Genomic DNA, 21323 nt, shown 5'->3' with positions numbered 1-21323 from the left:
GGGGAAGGGCATGCTGCTGCAACTGGCCGTCATCGGCGTCCTGATCGCACTGCTGCCGCTCAGCTACGTGCTGGTCAAGGGCGATCGCAACAAATACCGCAAGCTGGTCTGGATCACCGCCTTCCTGACGCTGGACCTGATCATGTTCGGCAGCTTCACGCGGCTGACCGACTCCGGCCTGGGCTGCCCGGACTGGCCGGGCTGCTATGGACACTCCAACCCGCATGCCGCGATGGAGCCGATCCGGGCGGCCGAGACCGCGCTGCCCAGCGGTCCGGTGACGCTGATGAAGGCGTGGATCGAGATGATCCATCGCTACTTCGCCATGGCGGTGGGCGTGCTGATCATCGCGCTGATGGTGCTGGCATGGGTCAAGCGCCGCGAGCTGAAGCAATCGCCATGGTTCGCCACCGGCGTGCTGGTGCTGGTGTGCGTGCAGGGCGCATTCGGCGCGTTCACCGTGACCATGAAGCTGCAGCCGATCATCGTGGTCACGCACCTGATGCTGGGCATGGCACTGCTGGCCGCGCTGATCCAGCTGGGCTCGCGCAGCGACCCGCCGCACCCGGTCGTACCCGAGGCGGCGCGGCTGCACTGGCCGGTTCGCATCGGCCTGTTGTTGCTGGTGATCCAGATTTTCCTGGGCGGCTGGGTCAGCACCAACTACGCGGTGCTCGCCTGCACGGATTTCCCGCTGTGCAACGGCCAGCTGGTGCCCGAGATGGACTTCCGGCACGGCTTCACGCTGTGGCGCCAGCTTGGCATGACGGCCGCTGGCGACTACATCCCGCACGCTGCGCTGGTTGCGATCCACTGGGTGCACCGGGGCTTTGCATTCGTGGTGCTGGGCTACCTGGCGTGGTTCGGCTTGCGTGCGCGCCGGCTCGACGGGCTGCACCGGCAGGCAGGCTGGCTGCTCGGCATGCTGGTGCTGCAACTGGCCACCGGGATGTCCAATATCGTGTTCGACTGGCCCCTGGTGGCGGCGGTCGCCCACAACGGCGGCGCGGCGGTGCTCCTGCTGCTGCTGGTCCGCCTCCACTACAATATAGGGCTCGCGACCCGGGCCGCCGGCGCCCCCAAAGCCATGCCGAACGCCGCCCGCGCCACATGAAAGACAAGACCCCTTCCGTGGTTACCGCTACACACCCTCATTCACTGGGCAAGCTGAGCCGGATACGGCACCTGGCCCGGCAATATGCCGCCCTGACCAAGCCGCGCGTGACGCAGCTGGCAGTCTTCTGCGCCATCATCGGCATGTTCCTGGCCACGCCCGGCATGGTGCCGTGGCGCGTGCTGATCGGCGGTGCCGCAGGCATCTGGCTGCTTGCCGGCGCCGCCTTTGCCATCAATTGCCTGGTCGAGCAGAAGATCGATGCGCTGATGCGCCGCACCGCCTGGCGCCCGTCCGCCACCGGCGAGATCACCACCCCGCAGACGCTGGTGTTCTCCGCCATCCTTGGCGGCGCTGGCATGTGGATGCTGCACGAGTTCGCCAACGACCTGACGATGTGGCTGACCTTCGCCACCTTCCTGGGCTATGCGGTGGTCTACACCATCCTGCTCAAGCCGGCCACGCCGCAGAACATCGTCATCGGCGGGCTGTCCGGCGCTATGCCGCCGGCGCTGGGCTGGGCCGCCGTCGCCGGCGAAGTGCCGGCCGAGGCCTGGTTCCTGGTGCTGATCATCTTTACGTGGACGCCGCCGCACTTCTGGGCGCTGGCGCTGTACCGGCGCGCCGACTATGCCAAGTCGGGCCTGCCGATGCTGCCGGTCACCCACGGCGAGCGCTACACGCTGCTGCATATCCTGCTGTACACGCTGATCATGATCGCGGCGACGCTGCTGCCGTTCGTCTACGGCATGAGCGGCTACATCTACCTGGTGGCCGCGCTGGCGCTGGGCGGCGGCTTCCTGGCCTATGCCTGGAAGATGTACCGCAATTACTCGGACGAGCTGGCGCAGCGCACCTTCCGCTTCTCGATCCTGTACCTGTCGCTGCTGTTCGCGGCGCTGCTGGTCGACCATTACTTCAAGTTCGTGCCGCAGGTCTGACCGGCCTTGCCACGCTGCGGGCTGCGTCATCTTGTCGCGGCCGGCGCAGCGCGGCGGCGCCATCGGCGATACTGGGTGCTTTCGCCGACCTTTCCATTGCTGATCGTTCCACACAAGCTTTCGCGCATGCCCAGACCCGCTTCCGGCCTGTTCTCAGCCTTCCGCCGCTTTTCCCTGGTTGCCGCGCTCGCGCTGGCGCTGGCAGCCTGCGGCCAGCAGAAGGCGTCGTTCCGCAATGTCGATATCAGCGGCGCGGCGGATTTCGGCAAGGATTTCTCGCTGCCCGACCACAATGGCAAAGTCCGCACCATTGCCGACTTCAAGGGCAAGGCGGTGGTGATGTTCTTCGGCTACACCCATTGCCCCGACGTATGCCCGACCACCATGGCCGAGCTCAAGGCGGTGATGGAGCAGCTGGGCCCCGATGCCGACCGCGTCCAGGTGCTGTTCGTCACGGTCGATCCGGAGCGCGACACGCAGGCGCTGCTGGCGCAGTACGTCCCAGCATTCGACCCGCGCTTCCTGGGCCTGCGCCCGGCCGACGACGCCGCGCTGCAGAAGCTGGCCAAGGACTTCAAGGTGTTCTACGCCAAGGTGCCGGGCAGCTCGCCCAACAACTACACGGTGGATCACTCGGCGGGCAGCTATGTATTCGATCCGGAAGGCCGGCTGCGGCTGTTCATCCGCCACGGCCAGGGGCCGGAGCCGATCGCGCACGACCTGAAGCAGCTGCTTTCCTGACGCCTGACGGTGCGGCATAACGTCGCACCGCTGCGATCGCAGGCAAAAAAAAGCCGGTCCACTTGGACCGGCTTTTTGCATGGGTGCCCGGCATCAGGCAAATGCCTGCAGCGCCCCTTTCATCTTCTTCATCGCCGCGGCTTCGATCTGGCGGATGCGCTCCGCCGAGACGCCGAACTCGGCGGCCAGCTCATGCAGCGTGGCGCCGCCCGAGCCGTCGTCGGCCACGTTCAGCCAGCGCGCCTCGATGATCCGGCGGCTGCGCTCGTCCAGCCGGCCCAGCGCTTCTTCCAGGCCTTCGACCTGCATGCGGTCCTGGCGCTTGGCTTCCAGCACGCGCGTGGGTTCGTTGTGGTTGTCAGCCAGGTAGGCGATGGGGGCGAATTCCTCTTCGCCGTCGTCGACCTGGCCTTCCAGCGCGAGGTCGCCGCCCGACAGGCGGGTTTCCATCTCCATTACTTCTTCCGGCTTCACGTTCAGCTCGCGCGCCACGGCCTCGACCTGCTCCGGCGTGAACGTGTGCGAACCCTGCTTGTGGCTGCGCAGGTTGAAGAACAGCTTGCGCTGGGCCTTGGTGGTTGCCACCTTGACCATGCGCCAGTTCTTCAGCACGTACTCGTGGATCTCGGCCTTGATCCAGTGCATCGCATACGAGACCAGGCGTACGCCCTGCTCGGGATCGAAGCGCTTCACGGCCTTCATCAGGCCGATATTGCCTTCCTGGATCAGGTCGGCGTGCGGCAGGCCATAGCCCAGGTACTGGCGGGCGATCGACACCACCAGTCGCAGGTGGGACATCACCAGCTGGCGGGCGGCATCGACGGAATCGTTATCGCGGAGATCGCGCGCCAGGCGCTGCTCTTCCTCCGCGGTCAGCAACGGAATTCGGTGGACAGCCTGGATATAGCTGTCGAGATTGCCCACGGTCGCCGGGAAGGTCAGCGCAAAGCTGCTCCCGCTACGGGGCGCCGTCGGCAGACGGCTAGTCGTCAGGGTTTGTTCGGCAGACAAGACTGCGTTCACTCAATCGCTCCTTTCGCATCCGGCGGTTGGGTTGCCGGGTCATGTCCCGCACGTCCTTGTGGGAACGGCGGCGGCACTGCAACACATCTTAGCACTCCATCCGGGTGAGTGCTAATTGGAGTCCCAACGGTCTTGATAGTTCCCGTCGATTGACTCACCGCATAGAATAGCAATAACGCTATGAAGCGGCTTCGGGGATACTCGTGGCTGGGTACACTCGTGTTAGAGCGAATGTGTGCCCGCCGGTTCTGCATGCCAGTGGAATGATTTGTTGCGCCAGCGGCTACACTCGACGCAAGCGGCGGCAAGCTGGCACGCTTGCCGATCTCTCATACTCCGGAGGAGCTATGTCTGCTATCGAACACTTGTTGAAACCGCATGTGCGCGACCTGGGCGATTTCACCGTGCGCCGCCTGCTGCCGGCCGCTGCGACCCAGACGGTCGGGCCATTTATCTTCTTCGACCATATGGGGCCGGTGCAGATGCCGCCGGGCGAGGGTGCCGATGTGCGCCCGCATCCGCATATCGGGCTGGCGACCGTCACATACCTGTTCGAAGGCGAGATCATTCACCGCGACAGTCTCGGCAGCGAGCAGGCGATCCGGCCGGGCGACGTCAACTGGATGACTGCCGGCCACGGCATCGTCCATTCGGAGCGCTCGCCCGATTCCGCGCGCGCCGACGGCGCGCGCCTGCACGGCATCCAGACATGGGTGGCATTGCCGCAGTCGCACGAGACCGACGAACCGTCCTTCTTCCACCATCCCGCTGCAACGCTGCCGCGCATCGAGCGGCCGGGGGTGCGCATGGTGGTGATCGCCGGCGATGCCTTCGGCAAGACTTCGCCGGTCAAGGTCTTCAGCCGCACCCTGTACGTGGCGATCGAGCTGGATGCGGGCGCGAGCGTGGAGATCCCCGCCGACCATGCCGAGCGCGGCATCTACCCGGTGGACGGCGCGGTGTCGCTGGACGGCGAGCCGCTGCCGGCCGAGCACATGGTGGTGCTGACGCCCGGGCAGCCGGCGCTGCTGATGGCGACGGCGCCTTCGCGCGTGATGCTGCTGGGAGGCGACCCGACCGACGGCCGCCGCTTCATCTACTGGAATTTCGTGGCCAGCAGCAAGGAAGCCATCGAGTCCGCTGCCAGACGCTGGGAGGACGACCAGTTTCCGCGCGTGCCGGGCGACGAGCGCGAGCGCATCCCGCTGCCGGCGCGCAAGCCCTGAACCGGGCGGTCCGGGCTCAGACCGCGCTCAGACCGCGCGTTTAGACCGGACTGGCCCAGGTGACGCGGGTGCCGAGCTTCAGGCACTCGCGGATGGCTTCGACCTGCGTGGCGATTGGCGCCGGCACCGGCACGGCGCCATCGAGCACGCGCCGGATCCATGCCGCGGTCAGGCCGGCATCATTGCCGGGCGGCAGATCCGGCACTTCGGCCAGCGATCCGCCGGAGGGATCGACCAGCGTCTGCTGGTGCCCTTCATGCAGCCAGTCGATGCGGCCGCTGCGGCGCGCATCGGCCACCACTTCGCCTTCGGTGCCGCGTGCCAGCAGCACGTTGGCCGGCTCGTGAGAGAAATAGTCGGTCAGCGTCTCGCGGTATTCCGGGTGGGTATAGCTATACAGCCGCAAGCCTTCAGCCGGCGCGTGCTCGCCCACCGGCTGCAGCATCTTGGCCACGGTATGCGACGAGTTGCGCAAGCCGATCACGGTGCGCCGCTCCAGCAGCTGCGACAGGCCCGGCGACAGCACATCGACCGGCAGCACCGCCAGCGGGCCGTCGCCGCCGGTCTCGCGCAGCCGTGCCGAGGCTTCGGCCGTGCTGGCGCACAGGGGAATGCCCAGCGCCTCGAACAGGGTCATGCTGGTGATGCGGTCATTGAAGACGCGCGTCCCGTGCACCAGTACGGGGATGCCGTCGCGAGCCAGCAGCAGCGCCAGCAGCGGCACCAGGTTCGGCTGCTTGCGTGCGCCGTTGTAGCTGGGGATCACTACCACCTGGCGCTCGGGCGGCGCGGGCAGCGGCTGGCAGTGCGCATGGGCGGCCTCGAGCATGCCGGCCAGTTCGTGCGGGGCCTCGCCCTTGATGCGGTAGGCCATCAGGATCGCGCCCAGCTCCAGGTCGGACACGCGCCCAGCCAGCATCGCGTCGAACAGGGTCTTGGCGTCGTCGCGCGGCAGCGCGCGCGCGCCGTTGACGCCACGGCCGACTTCCTTGATATAGCGGGCGGCGGAAAACGGGTTGGCTGGCGTGGTCATGGCGGCTTGGGGGAGGAGTCTGTTCTGGGTTCATGATAGCGGAGCAGCGCCGTCGCGCCCATCGCCGCCCGTTGCCACGGACGAGCGCGACGGCGGGGAGCACGCTCAGGCTGCTTCCTGGAGCGCGGGATTGCGCTGCTTGCGGTAGAGAAAGTCCAGCACCGCGGTACGGCAGGCGTGGTAGTCCTTGTCGTCGGCCAGCGCCACGCGGTCGCGCGGGCGCGGCAGGTCCACCCTGAGGATCTCGCCGATGGTGGCGGCCGGGCCGTTGGTCATCATCACGATGCGGTCGGCGAGCAGCACGGCCTCGTCGACATCGTGCGTGACCATCACCACCGTGCTGCGCGTGCGCGCCACGATCTTGATCAGTTCGTCCTGCAGGTGTGCGCGGGTCAGGGCATCGAGCGCGCCGAAGGGTTCGTCCATCAGCAGCACCTTGGGCGCCATCGCCAGCGCGCGGGCAATGCCGACGCGCTGCTTCATGCCGCCGGAGATCTCGTGCGGATACTTGCCCTCGGCGTGCGTCAGGCCCACGAGTGCCAGCGTCTCGTGCGTGCGCGTCTTCAGTTCAGCCTTGCCTTCGCTGGCACCGAACACACGCTCCACGCCCAGGTAGACGTTCTCGAAGCAGGTCAGCCACGGCAGCAGCGAATGGTTCTGGAACACCACGGCGCGCTCCGGCCCGGGTCCGGCGATCTCGCGCCCGGCGCAGATCAGCGCGCCGGTGGTCGGCGTGGCCAGCCCCGCGATCAGGTTCAGCAGCGTGGACTTGCCACAGCCGGAGTGGCCGATCAGCGTAATGAACTCGCCCTCGGCGATCTGAAGGTTGATGTCGCGCAGGGCGACGAACGGCCCTTTGCGCGTCTTGAAGGTCTGTCCGACGTTCTCGATGCTGACGAACTTGTCCATGGCGTCTCTCCCTCGCTTTTAGTTGGCGCCGTAGCTGAAGCGCCGTGCCAGTGCCAGCAATGCATGCTCGAGCATCAGTCCGATGATGCCGATCACGAAGATCGCGATCACGATGTGCTCGACCTTCAGGTTGTTCCACTCGTCCCACAGCCAGAAGCCGATGCCGGTGCCGCCGGTCAGCATCTCGGCCGCGACGATCACCAGCCACGCCGTGCCGATCGACAGCCGCACGCCGGTCAGCATGTAGGGCAGCACCGCGGGAAACAGCACCCGCGTGAACACCTTCCATTCCGACAGGTCAAGCACGCGCGCCACGTTCAGGTAGTCCTGCGGCACGCGCGTGACGCCTACCGCGGTGTTGATCACCATCGGCCAGATCGAGCAGATGAAGATGGCCCAGATCGCCGCCGGGTTGGCAGCCTTGAACAGCAGCAGCCCGATCGGCAGCCACGCCAGCGGCGAGACCGGCCGCAGCAGGCTGATCACGGGCGACGCCATCGCGTTCAGGAATGCAAAGCGCCCGATCAGGAAGCCCGCCGGAATGCCGATCACGGCGGCCAGGCCGAAGCCCGCGGCCACGCGCGCCAGCGACGCCAGCACATTCCAGCCGATGCCCTGATCGTTGGGGCCGTTGCGGTAGAACGGGTCGGAGAACAGCGGCACCGCCGCGTTCCACGTTGCACCCGGCGTCGGAATCGCCGGGATCAGTGTGGCGATGCCGTGCCAGGCCATCACGAACACGGCAAAGCCCAGGATCGGCGGCACGGCCTTGAGCACCAGCGCGCCGAGCAGGTCTTGGCGTTGTGCGTGGCGTTGTGCGCGCCGTTCCTGCGCGGCGATTTCCAGCTCGCGCCGCCGTGCGCGTTCCTTGATGTCGGTGTCGGTGGCGGCGACATTGGCAGCATTGGCGCCTTCAGGCGCGGTGTGGGCGATGGCATTCACATCGGGCTCCTTTATCCAGGGGCGCTGCGGATCGGTGGGGTGGTGGCGGCCTGTGGTCAAGCGTTCTGCGCGCCGGCCTTGATCTTGAAGCCGTCGGCATACGCCTTCGGGTCCTTGGTGGCATCCCAGACCACGCCGTCGATCAGCTTTGCGGTACGGAAGTCGCCCTTGGGCAGCGGCACCTGCGCCGCGGTGGCGGCCTGCCTGAAGATGTCGATGCGGTTGACCTGCTTCGCCACGGCCAGGTAGTCGGGGTGCTCCTTGAGCAGGCCCCAGCGCTTGTGCTGGGTCAGGAACCACATGCCATCGGACAGGAACGGGTAGTTGGCGCTGCCGTCCTGGTAGAACTTCATGGCATCGGGATCGTCCCAGGTCTTGCCCAGGCCGTTGCTGTAGCGGCCAAGCATGCGGTCCAGGATGATGTCCATGTCGGTGTTGACGTAGGACTTGGCGGCGATGGTCTCGGCGGTCTTGCGGCGGTTCGAGGCCGAAGCGTCGATGAACTTGGACGCTTCCAGCACCGCAGCCACCATCGCGCGCGCGGTGTTGGGGTACTTCTGCACGAATTCCGCGGTGGTGCCGAGCGTCTTCTCCGGATGGTTCTTCCAGATCGACTGGGTGGTCTCGGCGGTAAAGCCGATCTTGTCGGCGATGGCGCGCGCGCCCCAGGGCTCGCCCACGCAGAAGCCGTCCATGTTGCCCACGCGCATGTTGGCCACCATCTGCGGCGGCGGCACGGTGATGGCCTTGGCGTCCTGCATCGGGTTGATGCCGTTGGCCGCGAGCCAGTAGTACAGCCACATCGCGTGCGTGCCGGTGGGGAAGGTCTGCGCGAAGGTGTAGTCGCGCTTTTCCTTCATCATCAGCGCCTTCAGGCTGGCACCGTCGCGCACGCCTTTCTCGGCCAGCTTGGACGACAGCGTGATGGCCTGGCCGTTGTAGTTCAGGTTCATCAGGACCGCCATGTCTTTCCTGGGGCCGCCGATGCCGAGCTGCACGCCGTAGATCAGGCCGTACAGCACGTGCGCGGCGTCGAGCTCGCCGTTGACCAGCTTGTCGCGCACGCCGGCCCACGAGGCTTCCTTGGTCGGCGTGATCTTGATCCCGTACTTCTTGTCGAGGCCGAGCGTGGACGCCATCACCACCGAGGCGCAGTCGGTCAGCGGGATGAAGCCGATGCGCACGTCGGTCTTCTCGGGGGCGTCGGAGCCCGCCGCCCACGCCCCGGCGCGCACCAGCGGATCGACCAGCGTCATCACGCTGGCGCCGGCGATGGTCGCCAGCGCGCGGCGGCGGCCGCTGCTGGCCGGCACCGCGTCGGCTGCGGCCGCCGAGGCGGCTTCGGAGGCGTTCACCGCCGCGTGCAGCGGCTTGGCAATCCTGAGGCGAGAGGGCATTGCGAAACTCCAAGAAAAAAGCGTCCCCGTCCGTGCCGGCTTCGCCAGAAGACGGGTACGGTGCAGGGACGCCGTTGTCCATGGCGTGACGCAGCCTGCGTTGGCTGGGTCCGCCTAAATTGTGATCGGCCGCCGTTGGCCGATGCCTGCATATCGCAAGGCGTGTGCCAGCCTGTGCGGTGCAGCATTTCGGGGCGGAACCGTGCCGGCGGAGTGATGCTTCGGGATGAAATGAGCGAACGCGGTGCGTGCGCCGGCTGCGCTGCCGCATCCCGGGGCAGAGCCGAGGACGGCGGGGCGCGAAGGATTCGCTTTGGGGCAGCGCCAGTATCGTGCATTGCACCAGCCGCGGGCTGTGGCGCCACGCGGCCGGCAGGCGGGCGTTCAGCCCATGACGTCGATCACGCGCTGGGCTGCATCGACCAGCTTCAGGCCGCGCTCCATCGCCATGCTGCGCAGGCGCTTGTAGGCCTCGTCCTCGGTGATGCCGCGCGCCTGCATCAGCAGGCCCTTGGCGCGCTCGACCACCTTGCGCTCGGCCAGCTTGAGGCGGGTGGCGTCGAGTTCGGCGCGCAGTTGCTGGTCCAGCTCGAAGCGGGCATAGGCGACGTCGAGCACCGTCTTGACGCGCTCGGCGCGCAGGCCGTCGACGATATAGGCGGTGATGCCCGCCGACAGCGCGGCCTTGATGCGCTGGCTGTCGTCGTTGTCGGTGAACAGCACAATGGGGCGCGGCGCATGCTGGGTCGAGACGCAGACGTGCTCGATGGTGTCGCGCGCGGCCGATTCCGAGGCGATGATCAGCATGTCGGGCTGGGTCGCGGTGATCACGTCCGGCAGCCGCAAGTCGGCATCGACGATCTGGATCTCGCTGAAGCCCGCGCTGACCAGTCCGTTGCGGATGGTCTCGACGTTGAGTGGGTTACCGTCAAGGGGATCGCGCACCAGCAGGATACGCAGCGCCCGACCGGCGGCGGGGGCAGGCGTCGATGGCGATGGGGGCGGATGGCGTCGGGTCATGGCTTGATTCTGTTGCAGTGCGCCATGCAAGATTCGCGCCGGGTTCGGCGGTCCACGCTGCACTGCCGTGGTGCAGAGTGGTCGCGGGCCCGCCTGGATTCATTGTATGCCGTCGTACGCAGCCCACCGCGCGCGGTGTATCCTGTGGCCCTGCCGCGCCGGGGGCGTCTGCTGGCGACGCCGCGATGCACACCCTCGCATCCCGGCTGCGGGACCGATCAGAAAAAATCTGGAGAGATGCATGACCGAATTCGTGTTCGCCCCGCCGGCCCCCGTTGGGGTGCCGGTGCGTGGCAGCGACGCTAGCTTCCCGGTCCGCCGCGTGTACTGCGTCGGCCGCAACTATGCTGCCCATGCCCGCGAAATGGGCTCGGACCCCGACCGCGAACCGCCGTTCTTCTTCTGCAAGCCGGCCGACGCGGTCAGCTACGTCGCCGACGGCACCGAAGGGGCGTTCCCGTACCCGCCGGGCACCAGCAACTGCCACTATGAAGTGGAGCTGGTGGTGGCGATCGGCACGGGCGGGCGCGACATCCCTGTGGAAAGCGCCGCGCAGCACGTGTTCGGCTACGCCGTGGGCCTGGACATGACCCGCCGCGACCTGCAGAACGAGTCCAAGAAAACCGGCCGCCCCTGGGAAACCGGCAAGGCCTTCGACAAGTCGGCGCCGATCGGCCCGATCGTGCCGGTCTCGGCCATCGGCCATCCGCAGAAGGGCGAAGTGACGCTGTCGGTCAACGGCGTGGAGAAGCAGCGCGGCGACCTGTCGGACCTGATCTGGTCGGTGCCGGAGATGGTGTCGTACCTGTCCAGGCTGTTCGAGTTGCAGCCGGGCGACCTGATCTTCAGCGGTACGCCTGAAGGCGTGGGCCCGGTGGTCAAGGACGATGTCATGCAATGCCACGTCGGCGGCGTGGGCGACCTCACCATCAAGGTAGTCTGATCCGATGCTCAAGCTCTACAGCTACTTCCGCAGCTCAGCCTCGTTCCGCGTGCGCATCGCGCTGGAACTGAAGGGGCTGCCGTACGAATACGTGCCGGTGCACCTGCTCAAGGACGGCGGCCAGCAGCTCAAGCCCGAATTCCGCGCGGTGAACCCTGACGGCCTGGTGCCGGCGCTGGCCGACGACGGCAACGTGCTGCAGCAATCGCTGGCCATCGTCGAATACCTGGACGAAGTCCATCCCGAGCCGAAGCTGCTGCCCGGCACGGCGCTGGACCGCGCCTATGTGCGCGGGCTGGCGCAGGAAATCGCGTGCGAGATCCATCCGCTGAACAACCTGCGCGTGCTCAAGTACCTGAAGCACAAGGTGGGTGTGACCGACGAGGTCAAGGACGCGTGGTACCGCCACTGGATCGAGCTGGGCTTCGAGTCGCTGCAGGCCAACCTGGCGCGCGGCGGCAAGGCGGGGCGCTTCTGCCTTGGCGATACGCCGACGCTGGCCGATATCTGCCTGGTGCCGCAGGTGTTCAATGCGCAGCGCTTCAATGTCGACGTGAGCCGCTATCCGGCGATCGCGAGGATCTACGAAGCGTGCATGGCGATGGAGGCGTTCCAGAAGGCGGAGCCGAAGGCGCAGCCGGACGCGGAGTGAGCGTGTTGCTTTGATGTGCTGAGGGTTTGCTCCCCTCTCCCGCTTGCGGGAGAGGGGCAGGGGTGAGGGCTGGAGGGTCTCAACGGCTGACGCCTGTGGGTTCAAACCGCTGGTCTCGCTTCACGGTTCCTTGCTAGACCACCCCTCACCCCAACCCTGTCCCCATGAGGGGAGAGGGAGAACACCTTGCTAAGGCTAGCTCGGGCGGCTTGGGAGCACCCAAAACCGTTGGCCTCGGCGTTGTTCTGGATGCTTATCCCAGAAGCGCTTCGGCGAATTCCTCCGCCTTGAACGGCTGCAGATCCTCCACCTTCTCGCCCACGCCGATGAAGTACACCGGCACCGGGCGCTGGCGTGCGATCGCCGCCAGGATGCCGCCCTTGGCTGTCCCGTCCAGCTTGGTCACGACCAGGCCGGTCAGCCCCAGCGCATCGTCGAAGGCGCGGGTTTGCTGCAGCGCGTTCTGGCCGGTATTGGCGTCGATCACCAGCAGCACCTCATGCGGCGCGGTCGGCATGGCCTTGCTGATGACGCGCTTGACCTTCTTCAGCTCTTCCATCAGGTGCAGCTGCGTCGGCAGGCGGCCGGCGGTATCGGCCATCACGATGTCGATGCCGCGCGCCTTGGCCGCGTTCACCGCGTCGAAGATCACCGCGGCGGGGTCGCCGCTTTCCTGCGCCACCACCGTGACGTTGTTGCGCTCGCCCCAGATCGTCAGCTGTTCGCGCGCGGCGGCGCGGAAGGTATCGCCGGCGGCCAGCAGCACCTTCTGGTCGTAGCGCTGGAAGTGCTTGCACAGCTTGCCGATGCTGGTGGTCTTGCCGGCGCCGTTGACGCCCGCGATCATCATCACCAGCGGCTGTTCGCGGCCCAGCGCCATGGTCTTTTCCAGCGGGCGCAGCAGGTCGGTCAGAAGCGTCTTGAGCGCGGCCTTGACGCCTTCGGCCGATTCGATGCGCTCGGACCTGACCCGCTTGCGCAGCTCGGCGAGCAGATATTCGGTGGCTTCCACGCCCGCGTCGGCCATCAGCAGCGCGGTCTCCAGCTCCTCGAACAGCGCCTCGTCGACCTTGACGCCGACGAACAGCGTGCCGATGTTGCGGCTGGTCTTGGACAGGCCGGTACGCAGCCGCTGCATCCATCCTTGCCGGGCTTCGGCGCTGGTGGCGGGCGGGGGGACCAGTTCAAGCGTTTCGATGGTGGCGGCCTCGGGCGCGGCCTGGGACACGGCCACGGGGGCCGGCGCCGGGGGCGGCACCTGGGCGGGGACTGGTGTCGGCGTCGGGACCGGAGCCGGGGTAGGGGCCGGGGCAGGCGTGGGGGTGGGCGCGGGCGCCTCCAGCGGCGCGGGTGCCGGCGCTGGCGTTTCGACGGACGCGGGCTCGGCCTTGCGCTTCTTCCAGAAACTAAACATTGGGGAATGGAGTCAATACCGGGGCCGCTACCCTGGTGGCACACTGCCGGCAGGCGACCGGTTAATAATCAAGGGCTTACGCTGACATCGCGAAGGTCGGGGAGAACCCGTTGTGGTCCCGGCCGGCGATTGCGTATAGTTCGCTACATCAGTTCGCTACATGGCTGATCCGCGCGCGCATGCCGCCCGCGCGGATCGATCGGCAAAATTCTAGCAGACGGGGTCGCATGAACCATTGCGCTGTCCTGACCGCGGCGGGCGCCGAAGGTGCCCAAGCACGCATCCAACGGCATTCCCAGCCTACGTCCTCAGCACTTCCAGCCGGCGCCGCGCGCCTGGCGCGGCGCATCGTCCCGGCGTTGCTGCTCGGCCTGCTCCCCTGGTCATTGCCGGCCGGCGCCCAAGGCGTGGTCGGATCGCCGATGCCTTCCGCGCAGACCGCGCCCGCCGGCGCCACCGCGCATGGCACCACCGAATACCGGCTCTCCAACGGCCTGCGGCTGATCGTCAAGGAAGACCACCGGGCGCCCACGGTGGCGCACCAGATCTGGTACCGCGTCGGCGGCATCGACGAAGTCAGCGGCACCACGGGCGTGGCCCACATGCTCGAGCACATGATGTTCAAGGGCACGCCCAAGGTCGGCGTGGGCGAGTTCTCCAAGCAGGTGGCGGCACTGGGCGGGCGCGAGAACGCCCTGACCAACCGCGACTTCACCATGTACTACCAGCAGATCGGCAAGCAGTACCTGCCGAAGATGATGGAGCTGGAGGCCGACCGCATGGCCAACCTCATCATCAAAAAGGACGAGTTCGACCGCGAGATGAAGGTGGTGATGGAAGAGCGCCGCCTGCGCACCGACGACTCGTCGCGCGGCACCGTCTATGAACAACTGCTCGCCACCGTCTATACCGCGGCGGCGTATCGCCATCCGGTGATCGGCTGGATGGACGACCTGGTCAATATGCGGGTCGAGGACGTCAAGGACTGGTACCGCCAGTGGTACGTGCCGAACAACGCGATGGTGATCGTCACCGGCGACGTCAAGGCCGAGGAAGTGCGCGCGCTCGCCCAGCGCTACTACGGCAAGCTCAAGCCGCGCACGCTGCCGCTGCGCAAGGACCAGGAAGAGCCGGAGCAGAAGGGCATCAAGCGCATCTGGGTCAAGGCACCGGCCGAGAACCCGTACATGGTGATGGCATACAAGGTGCCGCGGCTGCGCGATGTCGAGAAGGACGTCGACCCGTACGCGCTGGAAGTCCTGGCGGCCGTGCTCAACGGCTACGACAATGCCCGCCTGACGCGCGAACTGGTGCGCGAGCAGCGCCTGGCCGACGACGTCAACGTCGGCTACGACAGCATCAACCGCGGCGAGTCGCTGTTCGTCCTCGACGGCACGCCCGCGGCCGGCCACAGCACCGACGAGATCGAGCGCGCCCTGCGCGCCGAGATCCAGCGCATTGCCAAGGAAGGGGTCTCGCCGGAAGAGCTCAAGCGGGTCAAGGCGCAGGTGGTGGCCGGGCAGATCTACAAGCGCGATTCGGTGTTCGGGCAAGGCATGGAGATCGGCGTATCCGAGATTTCTGATCTCTCGTGGCGCCAGATCGACCGTATGCTCGACAAGATCAAGGCCGTCACGCCGGCGCAGGTGCAGGCAGTCGCCTCGAAGTATTTCAACGACGATAACCTGACCGTGGCCACGCTGGTGCCGCAGCCGATCGATCCGAACAAGCCCAAGACCCAGGCCCCGTCGGGCCTGCGCCACTGAGGAACGACCATGTCCCAGTCCGCCACTTCATTCAATGCGCGGCCCCGCACGCTGCGCATGCTGGCCGGCGCGGCGCTCGGCGCCGCCATGCTGCTGGCCGCGCAGCTGGCCCAGGCCGCGATCCCGATCGAGCACTGGACCGCATCCACCGGCGCGCGCGTGTACTTTGTCCACAGCCCGTCGATCCCGATGCTCGACGTCAATATCGACTTCGATGCCGGCAGCCGCTATGACCCGCCCGGCAAGGCCGGCTTGGCGACGCTGACGGCGGCGCTGCTGGACAAGGGCGCGGGCGCGCAGGACGGCCAGCCGGCCCGTGACGAGGCGCAGATTGCCGACGCCTTTGCCGATACCGGAGCGGCTTTCGGCGGCGCGGCGGGCGGCGACCGCGGCGGCATCGGGCTGCGCACGCTGACCGCGCAACCCGAGCTGGACCAGTCGGTGGCGCTGGCCGCGCAGCTGATCAAGGCGCCGACCTACCCGGACGCCGTGGTCGGGCGCGAGAAGCAGCGCCTGATCACCGCCATCCGCGAGGCCGACACCAAGCCGGGGGTGATTGCCGACAAGGCGCTGTCCAGGGCCATGTACCCGGACCATCCCTACGGCATCGCGGCTACGCCGGAGAGCGTGCAGTCGATCACGCGCGATGACATCGCCAGATTCTGGCGCGACAACTACGGCGCGCAGCGCGCGGTGGTGACGCTGATCGGCGCCATCGACCGCAAGCAGGCCGAAGCCCTTGCCGAGCGGCTTACGAGCGGGCTGCCGCAGGGCAGTGCCGCCCCGGCGCTGCCGCAGGTCAAGCTCAACATCCCGGCCAGCGAGCAGCGCCTGCCGCATCCGGCGCAGCAATCGAGCGTGGCCATCGGCCAGCCGTCGATCGCGCGCGGCGACCCTGACTACTTCGCGCTGCTGGTGGGCAACTACGTGCTTGGCGGCGGCGGTTTCAGTTCGCGCCTGACCGACGAGGTGCGCGAGAAGCGCGGACTGACCTACGGTGTCGACAGCTATTTCGCGCCGTCGAAACAGCCGGGGCCGTTCGGCATCAGCCTGCAGACCAAGAAGGCGCAGACCGATGAAGCGCTGGCATTGGTGCGCCAGGTGCTGGCGCGCTTTGTCGCGGAAGGGCCGACCGACAAGGAACTGCGCGCGGCCAAGGACAACCTGATCAACGGCTTCCCGCTGCGCATCGACAACAACCGCAAGCTGCTGACGAACGTTGCCAATATCGGCTGGTACGGACTGCCGCTGGACTATCTTGACACCTGGACCGCGCAGGTCGGCAAGGTCACCCGCGAGCAGGTCAGGGCGGCCTTCCAGCGCCATGTGCGCCCGGACGGCATGGCCACGGTGATCGTCGGCGGCCCGGTGGGAAGCGCGCCGACCGCATCGCGGAAGTGATGCAGGCGCCTCAACGCGCGGGTCCGCCTATGCGCGCGGCCTCACGCGTGGCTGCGGCGAACCGTCCCGCAGGCTCTACAATCACGGGATGAATTCGCGTTCCCGATTGCCTTCGCCCGCTCCCGGCGGGCGTACTCCTTCCTCCGCGCCGGCCGCTGCCGCCGGCGGACGTTCTCCCGCAGCCCCTCCGCGCCCGGTGCCGCGCCAGGCGCCGTCCCAGGTCCGCATCATCGGCGGGCGCTGGAAGCGTACGCTGCTGCCGGTGCCGGACGCTCAGGGTTTGCGTCCGACGCCCGACCGCGTGCGCGAAACCCTGTTCAACTGGCTCGGCCAGGACCTGTCGGGGCTAGCCTGCCTGGACCTGTTCGCCGGCTCCGGCGCGCTCGGCTTCGAAGCCGCCTCCCGCGGCGCGGCTGCAGTAACGCTGGTGGAATTCAACCCGCGCGCAGCCAGGCAGCTGCGCGACAACCAGTACCGGCTCGATGCCAGCCAGGTGCGCGTCGTGCAGGGCGATGCCTTTACGGTCGCGGCGCAGCTGCCCGACGGCAGCTTCGACGTGGTGTTCCTGGACCCGCCCTTTGCCGAGGACTGGATCGGCCCGTCGCTGGAGCATGCCGCGCGGCTGCTGCGGCCCGGTGGCGCCGTCTATGTCGAAACCGACCATGCGCTGACCGGCGTCGACGCCCCGGTCCCGGCATCGCTTGAGATCGTGCGCCATGCGCGCGCCGGCGCGGTGCATTTCCATCTGCTGCAGCACCGCCAGCACCCACAGCACGGCAACGGCGCCGGTTGACGGCCTGCTCCGGGATTGCGCGAAGCTCCAGTTTCGCCATGCGCTAAGGGCACCTTCCCGATTGCGGAACGGATTCTTGGGTGCAGTGCCGCAAAACGGTGTGCCGCCCGCCTTCCAAGTGGCGCATTTAGGGTTACACTACGCCGCTGTCACAACGCTCGCGACGCAGCACCCGCGCCGGTCCGGCCGGCGAACGAGGCGGCCACAACGGCCGGCAGCGGGCAGATCAAGGAGGAAGTATGGTCATCGCGGTCTATCCCGGCACCTTCGATCCAATGACCCGGGGACACGAGGATCTGGTCCGCCGTGCGTCGAACATCTTCGACGAACTGGTGGTCGGCGTGGCGCACAGCCCCAACAAGCGCCCGTTCTTTTCGCTCGACGAGCGCATCGGCATTGCCCGCGAAGTGCTCGGGCACTATCCCAACGTCCGCGTGGAAGGATTCGCCGGGCTGCTCAAGGACTTCGTGCGCAAGAACAATGCGCGCGTGATAGTGCGCGGCCTGCGCGCGGTGTCCGACTTCGAGTACGAATTCCAGATGGCGGGCATGAACCGCTACCTGCTGCCCGACGTGGAAACCATGTTCCTGACCCCGTCGGACCAGTACCAGTTCATCTCCGGCACCTTCGTGCGCGAGATCGCGGTGCTGGGCGGCGATGTCAGCAAGTTCGTGTTCCCGTCGGTGGAGCGCTGGCTGCAAGAGAAAATCGCCAAACCGGAATAAAATACGGCTTCAGACACGTCAGACCGCGGCCAGTCGGGCGCGGGCGTGTCCGCAGGAAGGAAACACCATGGCGCTGATGATCACCGACGACTGCATCAACTGCGACGTTTGTGAACCCGAGTGCCCGAACGAAGCCATTTCGATGGGGCCCGAGATCTATGAAATCGACCCCAACAAGTGCACCGAGTGCGTAGGACACTTCGACGAGCCGCAATGCCAGCAGGTCTGCCCGGTCGCCTGCATCCCCAAGGATCCGAACCGGGTGGAGTCGCAAGAGGTGCTGATGCAGCGCTACCGGCTGCTGACCGCGGCCAAGCACGCTGCCTGATCGGCTGGCCGTCGGCCCGCATCGCTTCGCACCACGCCGCACCAAGTCGCACTGCACTCAGAGGTAAAAAAAGCCCCCGTCACCGCAAGGTGGCGGGGGCTTAACTTTTCCCCAGTTACTACGGTACTACGACACTACACGGTACAACGCGGTCACGCACCCATCGGCTTGCCATCCGTGCGGCGCACGACGATGGTCGACGAGCGCGGCGGCTTGGCGGCGTCCGGCCACTGGCCGGTCGGGTGCTGGATGTTGATGAAGCAGGTGGTCAGGTCCGGCGTGTAGGCGATGCCGGTGATCTCGCAACCCTTCGGTCCCACCAGGAAGCGCTTCGACTGCCCCGTCGGCGAGATGTAGTACATGCTGTTGTTGCCGAAGGTGTTGGTGTAGGTCGAGCTGGTGCTCGAGTCGGTCTGCACCCACAGGCGGCCCTTCGGGTCCACGCGCAGGCCGTCCGGGCTCGAGAAGGTATCGCCGTTGATGTTGCCCTTCAGGTTGTCCGTGGCCAGCGACGGGTCGCCGGCCTGCAGCAGGATGCTCCAGGTGAAGGTGGTGGCCAGCGGCGAGTCGCCGGCTTCCTTCCACTGGACGATGTGGCCGTGCAGGTTCTGCACGCGCGGGTTGGCGGCGTCGGTTTGCTGGCGGCCGCTGTTGTTGGTCAGCGTGCAGTAGACGGTCTTGTCCAGGCCGACCGTGATCCATTCCGGGCGGTCCATCAGCGTGCCGCCGGCCACGCGCGCGGCCGCCTTGGTGTTGACCAGCACGTCGGCCTGCGTGGCGAAGTCGACCGTGGTCGGTGCCGGTGCGGTGGCGAACTGGGTCCAGTTGCCCGGATCCGAGGCGCCGACGGTCAGGCCGTTCTTGCCTTGCGTCAGCTCGATCCACTGCCCGCTGCCGTCGGCGTTGAACTTCGCCACGTACAGCGTGCCGCTGTCCAGCAGGTTGGCGTTGGCGGCGCGATCGTTGGGGTCGAACGCCTTGCTCGGGATGAACTTGTAGATGCAGCCCGGCGTGCCGTCGTCGCCCATGTAGAAGGCCACGTTGTTGCCGGTGTCGGTCATGAAGGCAACGTTCTCATGGTCGAAGCGGCCCATCGCGGTGCGCTTGGCCGGCGCGCCCAGCGTGCCGTACGGGTCGATCTCGACGACCCAGCCGTAGCCCTTCTCATCCTGGATCGGATCCAGGTAGTTGTCCGTGCTTTCTTCGCAGGTCAGGTAGGTGCCCCAGGGCGTGTACCCGCTTGAGCAGTTGTTCAGCATGCCAACCACGGTCGGGCCCACCACCGGAGCGGCCGGACCACCCACGCGGTACAGCGTGTTGCCGGTGTAGCGCTTGTTGTAGATCGAGTCGCGCTTGACCTGCCACTTGCCGCTGGCAGCCAGTTCGACCTCGATCACCGAGATGCCGACCGCCGACAGCGCGATGCGCTTCTGCTCCGGCGTGGCGGTGCCTGCGCTGTAGGTGCCGCCGGCGAACAGGATGTTGTAGTCCGGCAGTTCGTGGTTGATGGCGAGCAGGCCGCCCTTCTGCGGATCGACACCCGACAGCGCGAAGAAGTGCATGCCGTCGTGGTTGCCGCCGGCCTGGCGCTCGGTTTCGGCCGACGACTGGAACGCGCCGGCATAGCCGGTGGCGCCGGCCTCGACCGGGTCGCCGGCGGAAAATAGCACGTCGACGCTGTAGCCGTTCGGCACGACCACCGCGTCGGCGGTCGACTTGGCGACCGGCTCGAAGGTGACCTCATAGCTCGGCGTGACCGCGCCAGGTGCCGGACCGGGGGCCGGCGCCGGAGCGGGGGCAGGTGCGGGCGCCGGCGCAGGATCGTCGCCACCACCGCAGGCGGCCAGCAGGCCGCTGCCGAAGGCGGAGAACAGCGACAGGCCCACGCCGCCGCGCAGCACGCGGCGGCGGGCCGGGTTGGCCGCAACGATGTCTTCCAGCCGCTGGCCGGGCACGTCAACGTCAGGCTTGGCAGCACGGCCGGCGGCGCGCGCTTCATCGGTCAGGTACGACATGGGCTTTCCTCTCTTGCGGGTTTGTCATGCGCGCCGGCTACGATGTGATGCCGGCGCGGTGGAAACCCCGCAATGTAGGGACTGCCCATGGAAGTTTGATGACAGCTTGTCTGCAACATAAGAGTTGCAGCGCGCCAACGACAAACGGGCCGCGTGTGCGGCCCGTGTCACATGGATGTCGCAGGAATGTGCCTGCGCTGCCCACCTTCAGCGAGTGGTGTGCAGCTGCGCCATCGCGCGTTCGGCATCGCCGCGCGCCAGCAGCCCCAGCGGATCGATGCTGCGGTCGATGGCCGCCTCGATCGCCTCCTGCTCCTCTTTGCGCGGCGGCTTGAGCACGAAGTTGACTACGTCCTCGCGGCCAGCGCCGGCGCCGCCAGGCGCATTGCGCGGATGGCCAACGCCGATGCGCAGCCGCCAGTAGTCTTGCGTGGTCAGGTGGGCCGAGATGTCCTTGAGGCCATTGTGGCCGCCCGCGCCGCCGCCACGCTTGAGCTTGACGGTGCCGGACGGCAGGTCCATCTCGTCATGGGCGACGACGATCTCGTCGGGCAGGATCTTGTAGAAGCGTGCCAGCGAGACCACGGCCAGCCCCGAGCGGTTCATGAAGGTCGAGGGCTTGAGCAGCCAGATGTCCTGGTCCCACAGCCGCGCGCGCGCGGCCAGCCCGTGAAAGCGGCCTTCCACGCGCAGCGTGGCGCCGCCCATGCGGGCAAGCTGGTCCACCAGCCAGAAGCCGGCGTTGTGCCGGGTGGCCTCGTATTCCGCACCGGGATTGCCGAGGCCGACGATGAGCTTGATCATGCGATTGACTGAGTCGTTGGCGCGCAGGACTGCGCCACAGGCGCCAAGGATACCGAAAATCCAGCCAGGTGCCGGTTCGGCGGGGTCGAAAAAAAACCGCCGCGAAGGGCGGCGGTTTTCTCAGTGGCGCGGCCCG

The 21323-nt window shown here is 67.2% G+C and carries 20 protein-coding genes; 11 read left to right on the top strand and 9 right to left on the bottom strand.

Features of this window, described 5'->3' with window-relative positions:
* The first annotated feature begins 10 nt into the window (after positions 1–10).
* From ACAD63_RS20445 to ACAD63_RS20435, 3 genes are all read left to right on the top strand, one after another.
* On the top strand, positions 11–1114 hold the full coding sequence (locus ACAD63_RS20445) for a COX15/CtaA family protein (RefSeq protein WP_195430494.1): 1104 nt from the start codon (positions 11–13) through the stop codon (positions 1112–1114).
* A complete protein-coding gene (gene cyoE / locus ACAD63_RS20440; protein ID WP_133093613.1) occupies positions 1111–2055 on the top strand; it encodes a heme o synthase in 945 nt (314 codons plus the stop codon). Before ACAD63_RS20445 ends, cyoE begins: the two co-directional genes overlap by 4 nt.
* A gap of 126 nt (positions 2056–2181) precedes the next feature.
* Positions 2182–2796 carry an SCO family protein gene (locus tag ACAD63_RS20435; protein ID WP_133093614.1) on the top strand — a complete coding sequence of 205 codons (615 nt, stop codon included), beginning with the start codon at positions 2182–2184 and terminating at the stop codon, positions 2794–2796.
* Positions 2797–2889: 93 nt separating this feature from the next.
* Here the strand turns inward: ACAD63_RS20435 and rpoH are convergent, their stop codons facing one another.
* Positions 2890–3819 (bottom strand): RNA polymerase sigma factor RpoH, encoded by a 930-nt coding sequence (gene rpoH, locus ACAD63_RS20430; protein WP_133093615.1) that lies wholly within the window; start codon positions 3817–3819, stop codon positions 2890–2892.
* 347 nt (positions 3820–4166) lie between these two features.
* On the opposite strand from rpoH, the gene ACAD63_RS20425 reads away from it, so the two are divergent.
* Positions 4167–5045, top strand: coding sequence for a pirin family protein (locus ACAD63_RS20425; protein ID WP_133093616.1), 879 nt, complete (start codon positions 4167–4169; stop codon positions 5043–5045).
* A gap of 40 nt (positions 5046–5085) precedes the next feature.
* Here ACAD63_RS20425 and ybiB read toward each other — a convergent pair whose 3' ends face one another.
* From ybiB to ACAD63_RS20400, 5 genes are all read right to left on the bottom strand, one after another.
* Positions 5086–6078 carry a DNA-binding protein YbiB gene (gene ybiB, locus ACAD63_RS20420; RefSeq protein ID WP_135704343.1) on the bottom strand — a complete coding sequence of 331 codons (993 nt, stop codon included), beginning with the start codon at positions 6076–6078 and terminating at the stop codon, positions 5086–5088.
* Positions 6079–6183: 105 nt separating this feature from the next.
* Positions 6184–6987, bottom strand: a complete 804-nt coding sequence (locus ACAD63_RS20415; protein WP_133093618.1) for an ABC transporter ATP-binding protein — start codon at positions 6985–6987, stop codon at positions 6184–6186.
* 18 nt (positions 6988–7005) lie between these two features.
* Positions 7006–7929: a nitrate ABC transporter permease gene (gene ntrB / locus ACAD63_RS20410; protein ID WP_133093619.1), complete on the bottom strand. Its 924-nt coding sequence runs from the start codon at positions 7927–7929 to the stop codon at positions 7006–7008.
* Between the two features lie 56 nt (positions 7930–7985).
* Entirely contained in the window at positions 7986–9326 is a 1341-nt protein-coding gene (locus ACAD63_RS20405; RefSeq protein WP_133093620.1) for a CmpA/NrtA family ABC transporter substrate-binding protein, read from the bottom strand.
* A gap of 384 nt (positions 9327–9710) precedes the next feature.
* Positions 9711–10346 (bottom strand): ANTAR domain-containing response regulator, encoded by a 636-nt coding sequence (locus ACAD63_RS20400; RefSeq protein ID WP_133093621.1) that lies wholly within the window; start codon positions 10344–10346, stop codon positions 9711–9713.
* Between the two features lie 241 nt (positions 10347–10587).
* Here ACAD63_RS20400 and ACAD63_RS20395 point away from each other — a divergent pair, with 241 nt between their 5' ends.
* Complete coding sequence (locus tag ACAD63_RS20395) at positions 10588–11289, top strand: fumarylacetoacetate hydrolase family protein (RefSeq protein ID WP_133093622.1); 702 nt, start codon at positions 10588–10590, stop codon at positions 11287–11289.
* A 4-nt stretch (positions 11290–11293) separates the two neighbouring features.
* Positions 11294–11941 (top strand): maleylacetoacetate isomerase, encoded by a 648-nt coding sequence (gene maiA, locus ACAD63_RS20390; RefSeq protein ID WP_133093623.1) that lies wholly within the window; start codon positions 11294–11296, stop codon positions 11939–11941.
* Between the two features lie 253 nt (positions 11942–12194).
* On the opposite strand, the gene ftsY is transcribed toward maiA, so the two are convergent.
* A complete protein-coding gene (gene ftsY / locus ACAD63_RS20385) occupies positions 12195–13355 on the bottom strand; it encodes a signal recognition particle-docking protein FtsY (protein ID WP_195430497.1) in 1161 nt (386 codons plus the stop codon).
* 227 nt (positions 13356–13582) lie between these two features.
* Here ftsY and ACAD63_RS20380 point away from each other — a divergent pair, with 227 nt between their 5' ends.
* The 5 genes from ACAD63_RS20380 (at position 13583) to ACAD63_RS20360 (ending at position 18368) form a co-directional block, all read left to right on the top strand.
* Entirely contained in the window at positions 13583–15121 is a 1539-nt protein-coding gene (locus ACAD63_RS20380) for a M16 family metallopeptidase (protein WP_135704349.1), read from the top strand.
* Positions 15122–15130: 9 nt separating this feature from the next.
* A complete protein-coding gene (locus ACAD63_RS20375) occupies positions 15131–16522 on the top strand; it encodes a M16 family metallopeptidase (RefSeq protein ID WP_133093626.1) in 1392 nt (463 codons plus the stop codon).
* 88 nt (positions 16523–16610) lie between these two features.
* Positions 16611–17315: a 16S rRNA (guanine(966)-N(2))-methyltransferase RsmD gene (gene rsmD, locus ACAD63_RS20370; RefSeq protein ID WP_195430511.1), complete on the top strand. Its 705-nt coding sequence runs from the start codon at positions 16611–16613 to the stop codon at positions 17313–17315.
* A 239-nt stretch (positions 17316–17554) separates the two neighbouring features.
* Positions 17555–18040 carry a pantetheine-phosphate adenylyltransferase gene (coaD, locus tag ACAD63_RS20365; protein ID WP_029046761.1) on the top strand — a complete coding sequence of 162 codons (486 nt, stop codon included), beginning with the start codon at positions 17555–17557 and terminating at the stop codon, positions 18038–18040.
* A gap of 67 nt (positions 18041–18107) precedes the next feature.
* Complete coding sequence (locus ACAD63_RS20360) at positions 18108–18368, top strand: YfhL family 4Fe-4S dicluster ferredoxin (protein ID WP_029046762.1); 261 nt, start codon at positions 18108–18110, stop codon at positions 18366–18368.
* A 152-nt stretch (positions 18369–18520) separates the two neighbouring features.
* On the opposite strand, the gene ACAD63_RS20355 is transcribed toward ACAD63_RS20360, so the two are convergent.
* On the bottom strand, positions 18521–20383 hold the full coding sequence (locus tag ACAD63_RS20355; protein ID WP_135704352.1) for a PhoX family protein: 1863 nt from the start codon (positions 20381–20383) through the stop codon (positions 18521–18523).
* Positions 20384–20590: 207 nt separating this feature from the next.
* Positions 20591–21187, bottom strand: coding sequence for an aminoacyl-tRNA hydrolase (gene pth / locus ACAD63_RS20350; protein WP_135704353.1), 597 nt, complete (start codon positions 21185–21187; stop codon positions 20591–20593).
* Between the last annotated feature and the right edge of the window lie 136 nt (positions 21188–21323).

Origin of the sequence: Cupriavidus sp. a3, from assembly GCF_051015765.1 — a bacterium.
In the GTDB taxonomy this organism is placed as follows: domain Bacteria; phylum Pseudomonadota; class Gammaproteobacteria; order Burkholderiales; family Burkholderiaceae; genus Cupriavidus; species Cupriavidus oxalaticus_A.
Note: the sequence above shows the minus strand (reverse complement) of the source record. Positions and strands in the feature narration are given on the sequence as shown.